Source organism: Microbulbifer maximicatervae (SeqCode) (genome assembly GCF_052468155.1).
The window spans coordinates 1,242,114-1,254,895 of sequence record NZ_CP174335.1; the positions used below are offsets into that span (position 1 = coordinate 1,242,114).

The window sequence follows — 12,782 nt, forward strand, 5'->3', positions numbered from 1 at the left end:
ATGTCAGAGCAGCAAAGCTATGACTCAAGCAGTATCAAGGTATTAAAAGGCCTGGATGCGGTGCGCAAGCGCCCCGGAATGTATATTGGTGATACCGACGATGGCACCGGTCTGCACCACATGGTATTCGAGGTGGTCGACAACTCCATCGATGAAGCGCTGGCCGGCCACTGTGATGAGATCCGTGTAACCATTCACCCGGATGAGTCCATTTCCGTATCGGACAATGGCCGTGGTATCCCGACAGAGATTCACCCGGAAGAAGGGGTTTCTGCAGCAGAAGTGATTATGACCGTCCTTCACGCGGGCGGTAAATTTGATGACAACACCTACAAGGTCTCCGGCGGTCTGCACGGGGTAGGGGTATCGGTGGTAAACGCTCTGTCCAAGGAGCTGAAGCTGACTATCCGTCGCGGTGGCAAGATCCACGAGCAGACCTACCACCACGGTGTGCCCCAGGCACCCCTGGAAGTTGTGGGTGATAGCGATACCACCGGCACCACAGTGCACTTTAAACCCTCAGAGGACACCTTCAGCAATATCGAATTCCATTTCGACGTGCTGGCCAAGCGCCTGCGCGAGCTGTCCTTCCTGAACTCCGGTGTGCGTATCGTCCTGAAGGACGAACGCAGTGGTAAGGAAGAGGTCTATGAATACGAAGGTGGTTTGAGTGCCTTCGTGGAGTTCCTCAACCAGAACAAAACCCCGATTAACAAGGTTCTACACTTCCAAAGCCAACGTGAAGACGGCATAGCAGTAGAGGTGGCATTACAGTGGAACGATAGCTTCCAGGAAAGCATCTTCTGCTACACCAACAATATTCCCCAGCGCGACGGCGGTACCCACCTGGCGGGCTTTCGTGCAGCCTTGACCCGTGGCCTGAACAGCTATATCGAGCGGGAAGGCCTGGGCAAGAAAGACAAGGTGAACACCACTGGCGATGACGCAAGGGAAGGTCTCACCGCGATTATCTCTGTGAAGGTACCGGACCCGAAATTCTCCTCCCAGACCAAGGACAAGCTGGTTTCATCCGAAGTGAAACCCGCTGTAGAGCAGGAGATGGGCCACCACTTTACAGACTACCTGATGGAGAACCCACAGGAAGCCAAATCTGTCGTCACCAAGATGATCGACGCGGCCAAAGCCCGTGAGGCGGCCCGCAAGGCCCGCGAAATGACTCGCCGCAAGGGAGCGTTGGATATTGCCGGCCTGCCCGGGAAACTGGCGGACTGCCAGCAAAAAGACCCGGCACTATCTGAAATTTACCTGGTGGAGGGTGACTCCGCCGGTGGTTCAGCCAAGCAGGGCCGCGATCGCCGCACCCAGGCGATCCTGCCGTTGAAAGGTAAGATCCTCAATGTGGAAAAAGCGCGCTTCGACAAAATGCTCTCCAGTGCCGAAGTGGGTACCCTGATTACCGCACTGGGCTGTGGCATCGGCAAGAGCGAGTTCAACCCGGACAAACTGCGTTACCACAGCATCATCATCATGACCGATGCTGACGTGGATGGAGCCCATATCCGTACCCTGTTGCTCACCTTCTTCTTCCGTCAGATGCCGGAGCTGATCGAGCGGGGTCACATCTACATCGCCCAGCCGCCGCTGTATAAGATCTCCAAAGGCAAACAGGAACAGTACCTGAAGGATGAGGGCGCTCTAACCCAGTTTCTCACCAACGCCGCCCTGGAAGGCGCCACTCTGTTTGTGAACCCGGATGCCCCTGGGCTTTCTGGTGCCTCCCTGGAGAGCCTGGTAGGCGAATACCGCAGCGTACTGGCGACAATCGACCGCCTTTCGCGTCTGTACCCCGAGGAAGTGCTGCGCAGCATGATCTACCTGCCCAACTTTTCTCAGGAAGACCTGCAGTCCCAGGAGAAAGTCGCAGCTTGGAGTGAGAAGCTTCAGGAGAAACTCGGTGACGAAGAGAGTGGTGGAACCCGTCGTCACGAAGTGACGGTTCAGGAGAACACCGAGCGCGGCCTATTCCTGCCCCATATCCATATCGTGGCCCACGGTGTTGGCAGTGACTACCTGATTAACCACGAGTTCTTCGATTCCGCCGAGTACGCGTCTATCTGCGCTCTGGGTGAGAAAATGGTGGGTCTATTGGAAGAGGGTGCCTTTATCCAGCGCGGCGAGAAGCAGCACCCTGTTGGCAGCTTCCCTGAAGTGATGGACTGGCTGATGGGCGAGAGTCGCAGAGGTTACGGTATCCAGCGCTATAAAGGACTGGGAGAAATGAACCCAGAGCAGCTTTGGGAAACCACCATGGACCCAGAGAGCCGCCGTATGCTGCAGGTAACCGTTGAAGATGCCATTGCCGCGGACCAGATCTTTACAACTCTGATGGGTGATCAGGTAGAGCCACGCCGTGACTTTATCGAGACCAACGCCTTGGCAGTAGAAAACCTCGACGTCTAATTGCCATTTTTCTGAAAATCCCACAGTAATTTCCCAAAAGGGGAATTACTGTGGGATTTTTTCCGTATAAAAATAACTTGCGACAAATTCGGTCTTTTTTTCTCCCCTATCAAAAGCGTCACGCTGATCGGGTACCTACCCTTCCTTTAAAGCCTGAAATTACTGACAAACAATTAAAGTGAACAGTAAAATTTTTAGTAAACTCTGGCTAAGCAATAATTTTGTTGTATTTTTAAAAAGAAAAAAATTATAGGTAACCTTTCTACTTATCTATTTCTACGAAATAATAAAATTAAACGGACCATAAGGCTTATGGGGAACCTAATCTCTTCTATTCTCGGCGATGCTCGTCGTTTGATAGTTACTAGTGGTGTGATTGCACTGGCTTTATACGGTTGCACAAGCACGCAGAAATTAGTGAATTCCGAATGGTATGAGATCGAAACCGAGCATTTTCGGATCGTTACCAATGACAACCCCAAGCAAGTTGAAAAACTGGCAATAGACTTGGAACGATTTCGAATTTTCGCAAAACGATACATCAGGTATTCAGCAGATCAACAAAAGTTGACGATATACGCCCTGGATGATCGGCTCAGCTTTAAAGGAGTCAGCGGTAGTGAGTCGTCTAGAACTGTCATTGGACAATTCCATAATACTGCGTATGGGAGTTTTGCATTATTAAACCTAAACGGAAATCGGGTCCTTCCTGACAACCCGGCCCGTCAGACGTTGTTTCATGAATATACGCATTTTTTGACCTATAGCGGAAGCCAGCATCTCTACCCCTACTGGTTTAGTGAAGGTATTGCTGAAGTATTTTCCACGGTAGATTTTGAGGAAAATAAAAAGTACAGCTTCGGAAAAATACCTGTTGATCGAGCGATTAGTCTTACTCGAGCGAGAGAGTTACCACTGGATAAGCTGCTTTCAGCCACTCCTGGTTCACTGAATTCAAGGGATACCGGGGCACTTTATGCCAGTGGATGGATGTTAGCTCACTGGATGATTTTCGATAAAGCTAGAAATAAAGCCTTAAATGAATATTTGGAGGCTTTCAATGCTGGCGATGATCCAATTGCGGGCCTACCTGAAGCTCTGGGAATGACTTTTGAAGAACTCAATGAGCAGTATAAGAAATTGCCGAAAAGTCATTTCAATTATTACGAGGGAGAGCTTACCGATAATGGTGTTGTTGAGTCCCCCACCGTTAACCTGATGGAAAGTAGTACCGCAGTCGCAGAACTGGCCTACTTTATGGCAATTTCAGAGCAGGGTTCCGAAGCATTAGAGAGATATATTGCCTATGCAGATAAAAAGCAGGCTTCTAGCCCATCGTTAAAGTCCGCACTGGCCATTGCTCTGACAGGCGAAGGAAATTATTCCCAAGCTGAGGAAGTCTTAAACTCTATTCCGGCGCAGTACCACGAAGAAACCTGGTATCTTGAAGCCCAGGCAAAAAATGATCTATCGGCTGCCTTGGCGGAGGAGGGGTTCCCCAACCCTGGAAATATGAAACGTATCCGGGATAAATATGTTCAACTAGTTCATGCCAGTGGGGAAGTACCCGCGTACTGGCATGAACTGGCGATCACAATGCAAGTTTTAGGGTATCCCCGCCAGAAGTATACGGAAATACTAGAGCAGGCGTATTTACGTGCACCGAGAGAAACAGGAATCGCTTGGTGGTATGTGCTGGAGCTTTACCTAGACCGAGATAAAGATCTCTTCGTAAAAGTCTCCCAACCGTTATTCATGCAAATTACAGAGGAGGGCTCGCGGGCGCAGTTGCAGTCGATGCTGGATGAGTTGGAGAAGGAAGAGGGGTTGGAGTTCGAGCCTGAGATCAGTGGTTTGGGTCAATTAATGTCAACTTACAGGAAGTACTCAGGAAACAAAGCCCTGGCAATGGCTGCGGACTATCGTGGCGCATTTGTGGCAGGTTTTAACGAAGATGGCGGAGGCACCCAAGCTGAGGCGAATCGAAGTGCTCTTCTAGCCTGTGAGGAACAGCGAAAGCAGTACCAGATAAGGGACCGTTGTGAACTCTACGCGGAAGGTGAGGTGTTGGTGAATTCAACTACAAGGATGTAACTATCTAGTAGAAGTTAGGGAAGACGCAAAGTAGGTAGTAATAGAGCTTACTTTGCGACAATATAAAGCTTGGTGATGAGAGTGGATGAACCGATTACCCCATTACCAAGTATCCACTCTGACAATTAGCTCCCAGAACATTGGGGAGTGGCCAGCACAAATTATGGCCAAAAAGCGTGTAAATCAGTATTGAGCCATCACTAAAGTCACAATACATCCCATCACTTTTAGAAAAATATCAATCGATATAGTTAAGCCTTGCCTATTAACTTATCATTCAGACGGCCAAACAATTCCACGATAAACTCTCTAAAAACCTTAAAACGCATAACATTGCGATGCTCTGGGTTGGAGACTAGCCACAGTTCATGCAGGCTGGATGGGGCTGCCCCAGGGACCCGAATGACTCCTTCAGCACCATCTGCAAGAAAGCAGGGCAGCCTGGCCAGCCCCAGTCCACTCTTAACTGCCTCTAGCTGTATCAAGCCGTGATTAATCTGGTGCTGATAAGGCATCTGTGGATAGGGCGTGTCTTTGGCCCAATTCAATGTGGCGTCATCGCCACTCCAGCCTAGCCAGTGGCCATCGTCAGGTACAGATTTCTCGATATACCCCGGAGAACCGTAACAGCAACTGGGTAGGTCGGCGAGCTTGCGAGCAACAAGTCGATCCGAAACATCGACGTCGCCTTTGGGGAGAATACGAAGTGCTATGTCGGCTTGGTGACTTTCCAAATCGAGAACGTGGCTAGTAACCAGTAGCTGTACGTTGATCTCTGGATACGTACGTGAGAAGTCATTTAGGTAGGGGATAATTAAGTGCGATGCGACTACATCCGGCATAGTGATGCGAACTTCCCCGGAGAGCTGGTTACTCCCCCCCTGTAAATGCTTCTGCGCGGCATTTAGATACTGCTCTGCCGATTGGGCGTAGTCGAGCATCGCTTTGCCATCCTCCGTCAGCTGATAGCCTTTGGAGCTGCGATAAAACAGCTTGGCCTGGAGCTTTTCTTCCAGGGCATCAATACGGCGAGAAACTGTGGAATGGCTGACTTTAAAGTCGTCAGCAACGCTGCGAGCGCTCTTACTCCTGGCTACCGCGATAAAGAACTGGATATCTCCCCAATCTATGGACTCTTTATGCAACACACTGTCCTATTTTGCTGTATTCCGTTGCATATAGTGTCCAGTTAATCTGTCTCCCGTCAATAGCACTCCCGTAGAGAAACCCAGGAGATCAGAGATGAAAGAAGCCCAAGTAAACCGAGAAATCGCAATTAACCGCCCAATTGATGAGGTCTGGAAAGTCCTCGCCGTTGATTTTGATACAGCTTACGAGTGGATGACGTTAATCCCTCACTCCTTCGCTAAGGAAGGAAAACCTGTTGAAAATGCGAGTGTAGAAGGCCGGGTTTGTGTGCTGACAAACAAGGGACCGTCGGGTCTTGTCGCAGATGAAACTATTACAAGGTTTGATGAGAAAAACTATGAACTGGATGTCTCGGTTGAAATCAAAAATACGCCACCGGGATTCCCCGTTAAAAAGAGTTTATCTCAATTTAAATTAAGCCCCTCTGTTGGTGGAGGCACAACAGTGAATTTCACTGCAAATATGGAGTTAAATGCTTTAGGAGGCGTGTTGAGTCCTGTGGTGAAGAAGATGACTGGATCTCAATTTGAGCAAATGCTGAAGGACCTGAAAATTTACATGGAAAAAGGCGGTCATCTTGCAAAAGGGGCAGTCGCCTAGCCTATCGCATGATAAGTAATCTAAGGACTCTCCTGGATTTACGCGGAAGTAAATAGAAGAGTCTCCTTTTTGAAAAAATACAGCGAGTCGAGACTCGCCTTTTGTAATAGATTTTTTTATTCGGTAAATACGCAAAAAGTATTCACTTTATAAACGGCTGGGATAGAAGGCCTTGTTAAAGAAATAGGCGAAGTACGCTAGTCCTCGCCGAGTATTCCACTCTATTTTTCCAACAGCAATCCGCACTCCCGGTGCTCCTCACCTTTAGTCGGATCAAAGTAAATATCGTTATCGGGGAGATCATTCTCATAAACATACTCTTCCACATCGATTTCCTTCAGGTGGAACATCGGTGCCACTCGAATAGTACCGTGGTTGCCCTGGGTGAAAATATCCAGGTTTTTGCGGTGCGAATTCTGATCGTGGCGGATACCGTTTAGCCATACATCCGGCTGCAATTCCTGCATAGCGCGGTTAAACGGCTCCAATTTAACGGTCCTGGAGAAGAAGTCATGCTCTGGGGTGTCCAGCTGCGGGATTCCCCCGTACACAGCGTTGTAGTGGGCCGCGGACATCTTCGGTGAGTAGGTGCGCAGGTTCAACTCGAGAGATTTGACCACGTTTTCGATATGGCGATAGGTTTCCGGGGTGTTATAGCCATGATCCACCCAAATTACCGGGATATCCGGTTTGGCGCGGGTAACCAAGTGGAGAAAGGCTATCGCCAATGGGCGGAAATTAGTAAAAACCACCGGGTTCTGAGCGTGTTCCATGGTGAACTGCATAATTTCACTAGGCTTGGCGCCAGCGAAACGCAGGTTCATGGACTCCAGATCCGCATCGTGATGAAAGGTGCGTTCTAGAATAGGCTGTAAAGTTTGGCTGGAAGCGTTGCGTCCCATAAAAATTCAGCGCTCAGGAAAATTATGATGGGAGGCATGCTACCCGGTTCAAGAGTCGCGTAGAAACAATAAAAAGAAGTGATTCAATAAGCTTCAGTTATAAGGGAAAGACTATTCAATGGGCATAGTGCGGCAAATTTTATCTTGCAGATGCCCTGGGGCACTGCATGGAGATTGAATGCTGGCCATACTCCACGTTATAGCTGCGCTCCACCTCCACAAAACCATGCTTTTGTAGAAAGTATCGAGTGCGAAGATTCTCACGAAGTACTTCAGCCTTTAGTGGGTAACGCCGGTCACGAATTGAAGAAATGAGGTTAGTGCCGATTCCACAACCGCTAAATAAAGGACTGACACAGAGGTGGGTGACGGTACCGTCACCAAGCAGCGTGATAAAGGCTTCCGCAACAGCATTGTTGCGATCGGTATAAACCAGGCATTGAGTGGCATTATGGCAGTCTCTACGAAATTGAGCTATACGGTCCACCCAAAACTGGCGGGGTATGGAGGGGTGGGAGTTCGCTGATGCATGTAGCCAAAGTTGCTCCAACCTGTCCAGCTCTTTGAGTTTTGCCTTTCTAATCATGGGCACACCCGAAGCGGATACGTGAGCCCAATGCTAGTCAGATCGAAGAGTAGATCCTAGAAAACATCTGCTTATAAGCAAAACCTTAAAGTTGCAGGCACACCAGCGAAGTTCGTGACGCTAAACAGCAAAAAGAAGAGTGTAAATAAAGTGAAATGGGAATGTTAAAATACAATCATTCGTATTTATAAAAACAATGACTCAAGGTTACTAATAATCCTTGGAGGGTTCATGAAGCACATTCCATTTACACCCCTGGTCTTTACGATAGCCACTCTTATTGCTGCGCCGACTTTAGCCGAGCAACAGCTGGAGAGCGTAACAGTAATCGGCGACTCCTCATCTATTTCCAAGTTGCCTGGCTCTGCACACTTGGTTGATGCTGATGAGTTAGCCGAGTTCGAGTTTGTAGATATCAATCGCATGATGCGCTCAGTTCCTGGGGTCTACATTCTTGAAGAAGATGGCTACGGATTGCGTCCGAATATCGGGATTCGCGGTGCCCAAGGGGGACGCTCCGCCAAAATTTCCTTGATGGAAGATGGAGTGTTAGTGGCTCCGGCTCCTTACTCTGCACCAGAAGCTTATTATTTCCCCAGTGCGGGCCGCATGAATGCAATTGAGGTGTTGAAAGGCCCCGGATCTCTGCAATATGGCCCGTTCACCGTGGGTGGTGCAGTCAATATGTTGAGCACACCTATTCCCACTGCCAGTGAAGGTATGGTGCAACTAGAGGCTGGAGAATTCGGTGAGACCCGTTTGCATGCTCATTATGGCGCCAGTACAGAAAATACTGGCTGGTTGTTGGAAACACAGCAGCAGTATGCAGATGGATTCAGACAAATCGATAGTGCCGGCAGCGCAGATATTACTAAAGAAGACTATCTATTAAAGGGTCGTATCAGTTCCGATAGAGACGCAACTTATCGCCAGCAGTTGGATATCAAGCTTCAGTACTCCGAAGAGGAGTCTGGCATGAGTTATCTGGGCCTAACGGATGCCGACTTTAAGAAAGATCCGAACCGTCGATATGGTATCAGCGCCCTGGATGAAATGCAGAATCGCCACAGCACTATCCAGCTGAACCACAGTATCGAACTGAGTGACAGCTTTACCCTGCATACCCAGGCTTACTACAACAAGTTTAAACGCGACTGGTTTAAGGTCAGCGAGGGTGAATTGATAGATGCTGTTAATACCGGCGGCAGTGTTGATGGAGTTTTAGACCCTCAAGCGGTTTTGGATGGCACTGAAGATTACACCTTTGGTGTTAAGCACAACAATCGTGAGTACGAGGCCAAGGGCCTGCAGATCAGTGCCGATTGGCGATTTAATACTGCTTCCGTTAGTCATGAGCTGTCCTTTGGAGTGCGCCAGCATCGAGATGAGGTGGATAGATTCCAGCCTGTGGAAAACTATGAGCAGGTTAATGGCAAATTGGTGTATCTGAGCACAGATATTCCCGATACCGCTGAAGAAAGCAGCAATAACCGTGTTGAAGAAGCGGATGCAACTTCGTTCTTTATCTACGACGATATCCAGCTGAACGATAAGCTGACTCTCACTGCTGTTCTTCGTTACGAGGATATAGAGACCGAGCAGCAGCGTTATAACGACGCCGAGCGTACCGAGAAGGGCAGTTATCGCACCAATCAGGTGGATGAATGGCTGCCAGGTTTGGGACTTGTTTACCAGGCAAGCGAACAGTGGAGCCTGCTGGCAGGTGTGCACCGTGGCTTCGCCCCTCCCGGCGCAGGTGCAGCCGATGGCCAGGGGCCGGAGTTATCCACAAACTATGAATGGGGTGCTCGCTTCGATAACGGAAGCCTGAATGCTGAATTGATCGCCTTCTACAGTGACTATGAAAATGCTGTGCAAAACTGTTCGGTGGCGGTGAAATGTCCCAATGGTGCCGAGAGTGGTACCTACCAGTTGGGTGAAACAGAAATCAAAGGGCTGGAAGCTACGTTTGGAAGTGAGTGGATGCTCACAAACGGTTGGATACTACCGGTGCGGGCAACCTATACCTTTACTGATGCAGAAATCAGTGAAGATAGTGACGGTAATGACCTGCTTGCCGGCGACAACCTCGAATACCTCCCAGAAAATGTCTTTGCGATATCTGCGGGTCTGGATAGCGGCGCTGCTTGGCGTTTGTACCTGACTGCAGCTTATCAGGACGAGATGTGTGTTAATACCCAATGCAACCGGGGAGATACCGACCAATTTGATTATACCGAGTCACTTTGGGTTGTAGATGCTGCTGCGCATTATGATTTCATGGATGACCTGACCGGTTACCTGAAAGTGGATAATCTGTTGGATGAGCAGGTTATTATTAGTCGCAGTCCAGATGGCGCCCGTGCAAACAGACCCCGCACTGCTACTTTAGGCATGAAGTATGTCTTTTGACCTGAAGTAGGCTCATCGATCTGAGAACAAGGCCCCGGTCATTACCGGGGCCTTGTGGGGTTCATGAGCACCTACTTATTGGTGTTTCCCCCGAGATGTACAAAATGAGCTTTTAGGTAGTTGGTTTCCGGAATTGCTGGATGCACAGGGTGATCGGCCCCTTGACCACCACTGGCCAGAATTGAGGCTGGACGTCCCAAGCGGTGAGCGGCGCCACGGATACAGTCGAGAAGCTCATCGGATTGCAGATGCATAGAGCAGGAAGCGCTTACTAACAGCCCATCCTTTGCCAACAAACGCATTGCGAGTTCATTGATATGGCGATAAGCCGCCAAGCCGGCTTTATGATCTTTCCTCCGCTTAATAAAAGCGGGTGGGTCGAGCACAATCGCATCAAACCTCTCCCCCTCTGCGACCAACCCTTTGAGGACATCCAGTGCTTTACCCTGGATGGTTTTGAGCTTGTCGGCGAATCCATTGTGATCCGCATTGAGCAAACACCAGTCCAAGGCCTGCTGTGAGGCGTCTACGCACACTACCTCTGCCGCACCATTGGCCAGTGCCTGAATACCCCAACCGCCCGCGTAGGAAAACAGATCTAATACTTTTTTGCCGTTGACCCAGCGATTCAATAGCCTGCGGTTTTCCCGGTGATCGTAAAACCAACCGGTTTTCTGCCCCTGGTGTACCGGAGCCAGAAGTGGAACGCCGTTCTCCTCGAACGGGACCATCTCGGGTACATCTCCAAAGGCTACGGTGTGTACCAGCGGCATATCTTCAACTGCGCGCCCCTGATGATCATTGCGCAGCAGGATGCCTTTAGGGTTAACCATCTCCACCAACTTATCCACAATCGTTTGTTGGTAGCGCTCCATTCCCCAATTGCTGACCTGGACTACTAAATAATCCCCAAACCTATCCACTACCAAGCCCGGAAGCCAGTCAGAGTCACCGTATACCATCCGGTAGCTGGGGTGGGAAAAGTACCGCTGGCGCTGTTCAAATGCAGTTTGTATGCGCTCACAAACAGTATCTGTGGAAAAGTCAGAATTGCGGCTGACTATTCGTCCACAAATAAGTTGGCTCGGATTTACAAAGGCTGTGCCGAGCAGCTTGCCCTGGCTATCGTGAACTTGGCACTGACTACCCGCATCAATTCCCTTTAATGGAGAGCGCTTAGTGTCCACCTCATTGCTGTAAATCCATAGGTGGCCACGCTTGAGTCGGCGCTCTGCGCCTCGATTCAGTATTAACTCCACCAAAAGGGGATCTCCGTTGATGTGTACAAATTAGGGGCCAATTGTGCGGACAGCTAAGTGAAGGTCAAGCCTGCAAGCTGATGTATGGCTCGTTCGGAGCTTTAAGAACCAATAGTCACCCGAGGGTTACTCATATCCGTCAAAGTTTATACGTCAGTACCGGAGAAAATGACTATCAATTTGGGGTAACAGGGTGTCTAAGCTGGCTATAACTGGCAGAATCTGGCGCCTGTAAGTCATTCTTATCCCCAGCCGTTGTGGAAAACTGCCGAGATGAATAAGCACCAACAAACACAAAATGGAGCTAGGAAAGTCGCCATGGTGGTCTGCCCGGGTGCAACCAGCCTGGATATCACAGGTCCCCTAGAGGTTTTTGCCTTGGCAAATGACCAGTTGCGCAAACAAGGGCGTTCCAACCAGGATTTCTATGATATTCAGTTGGTGGGACTTGAGTCTGGTCCGGTTACGACTTCGACAGGGGTTAAGGTTTTTATAGACCTCCCGTTTCATGAAGCTGAGGGGATTCACACACTGTTGGTGAGCGGCATGCCACCGGACTCCTGTCAGCGCGCATGTGCCAATAGTTCTGTTCTGGAGTGGCTGGCTGAGCAGCAGAAAAAAGTTGCTCGTATTGGTTCAATCTGTAGTGGGGCCTTGATGCTCGCCAACGCAGGCATTCTCAATGGACGGCGTGCTACAACGCATTGGGCGGATGTTCCTGAGTTGCAGGGGTTCCCCCAGGTAGAAGTGGATCCAGATGCCATCTTTGTCCGCGACGATAATGTTTATACGTCGGCCGGAATTACTGCTGGAATTGATTTGGCTTTATCGATGATCGAGGAGGACCATGGGAGGGGCTTGGCACTCAACCTGGCTCGAATTCTTGTTCTCTACTTAAAGAGAGATGGAGGACAGCAGCAATTTAGTGTGCGATTGGAAAATCAGATAAACAGCGATCGTTTTGCAACTTTGATTGAATGGATGTACCAGAATATTAGGAAACCTATAACGGTGGAGAGGCTGGCTCAGGAAGCGGCTATGAGCCCACGGAATTTTGCCCGGAGCTTTGTACGAGAACTTGGTGTAACGCCTGCTCGTTTTCTAGAGCAAATAAGAGTGGAACGAGCTTGCCAATTATTTTCCGAACAAAATCAGTCACAGGATAAAGTGGCAAAACTCTGTGGGTTTCAATCCCAAGAGCAATTGAGAAGAGCCTTTAAAAAGCATAAGGGTATTTTGCCGAGTGAATATCGAAAGCGTTTTTACTAAAAATATAATTATTAATTACTTGCAGCCAATTGTTAATATTTAATTTGGGAGATTTATATTTAGCCTAGTTAAAAAGTAAATGATTCTTTA

The 12,782-nt window shown here is 49.2% G+C and carries 9 protein-coding genes; 5 read left to right on the forward strand and 4 right to left on the reverse strand.

The features are described from left to right. Nucleotides 1-2,421 (forward strand): DNA topoisomerase (ATP-hydrolyzing) subunit B, encoded by a 2,421-nt coding sequence (gyrB, locus tag ACJJIY_RS05300; RefSeq protein ID WP_444895602.1) that lies wholly within the window; start codon nt 1-3, stop codon nt 2,419-2,421. Nucleotides 2,422-2,733: 312 nt separating this feature from the next. After that, nucleotides 2,734-4,515, forward strand: a complete 1,782-nt coding sequence (locus tag ACJJIY_RS05305) for a hypothetical protein (protein ID WP_445359224.1) — start codon at nt 2,734-2,736, stop codon at nt 4,513-4,515. Nucleotides 4,516-4,766: 251 nt separating this feature from the next. On the opposite strand, the gene ACJJIY_RS05310 is transcribed toward ACJJIY_RS05305, so the two are convergent. Next, complete coding sequence (locus ACJJIY_RS05310) at nt 4,767-5,660, reverse strand: LysR family transcriptional regulator (RefSeq protein ID WP_444895600.1); 894 nt, start codon at nt 5,658-5,660, stop codon at nt 4,767-4,769. A gap of 97 nt (nt 5,661-5,757) precedes the next feature. On the opposite strand from ACJJIY_RS05310, the gene ACJJIY_RS05315 reads away from it, so the two are divergent. Continuing rightward, nucleotides 5,758-6,264, forward strand: coding sequence for an SRPBCC family protein (locus ACJJIY_RS05315; protein WP_445359225.1), 507 nt, complete (start codon nt 5,758-5,760; stop codon nt 6,262-6,264). A gap of 221 nt (nt 6,265-6,485) precedes the next feature. On the opposite strand, the gene ACJJIY_RS05320 is transcribed toward ACJJIY_RS05315, so the two are convergent. Together ACJJIY_RS05320 and ACJJIY_RS05325 are read right to left on the reverse strand one after the other, a co-directional pair. After that, complete coding sequence (locus tag ACJJIY_RS05320) at nt 6,486-7,166, reverse strand: phosphoadenosine phosphosulfate reductase domain-containing protein (RefSeq protein ID WP_444895598.1); 681 nt, start codon at nt 7,164-7,166, stop codon at nt 6,486-6,488. A gap of 139 nt (nt 7,167-7,305) precedes the next feature. Beyond that, nucleotides 7,306-7,752, reverse strand: a complete 447-nt coding sequence (locus tag ACJJIY_RS05325; protein ID WP_444895597.1) for a GNAT family N-acetyltransferase — start codon at nt 7,750-7,752, stop codon at nt 7,306-7,308. Between the two features lie 231 nt (nt 7,753-7,983). Here ACJJIY_RS05325 and ACJJIY_RS05330 point away from each other — a divergent pair, with 231 nt between their 5' ends. Then, a complete protein-coding gene (locus ACJJIY_RS05330; protein WP_445359226.1) occupies nt 7,984-10,164 on the forward strand; it encodes a TonB-dependent receptor family protein in 2,181 nt (726 codons plus the stop codon). Between the two features lie 71 nt (nt 10,165-10,235). Here ACJJIY_RS05330 and ACJJIY_RS05335 read toward each other — a convergent pair whose 3' ends face one another. Beyond that, nucleotides 10,236-11,423, reverse strand: a complete 1,188-nt coding sequence (locus ACJJIY_RS05335; RefSeq protein WP_444895595.1) for a class I SAM-dependent rRNA methyltransferase — start codon at nt 11,421-11,423, stop codon at nt 10,236-10,238. A gap of 273 nt (nt 11,424-11,696) precedes the next feature. On the opposite strand from ACJJIY_RS05335, the gene ACJJIY_RS05340 reads away from it, so the two are divergent. Further along, nucleotides 11,697-12,692, forward strand: a complete 996-nt coding sequence (locus tag ACJJIY_RS05340) for a GlxA family transcriptional regulator (RefSeq protein WP_445359227.1) — start codon at nt 11,697-11,699, stop codon at nt 12,690-12,692. The last annotated feature ends 90 nt before the right edge of the window (nt 12,693-12,782 follow it).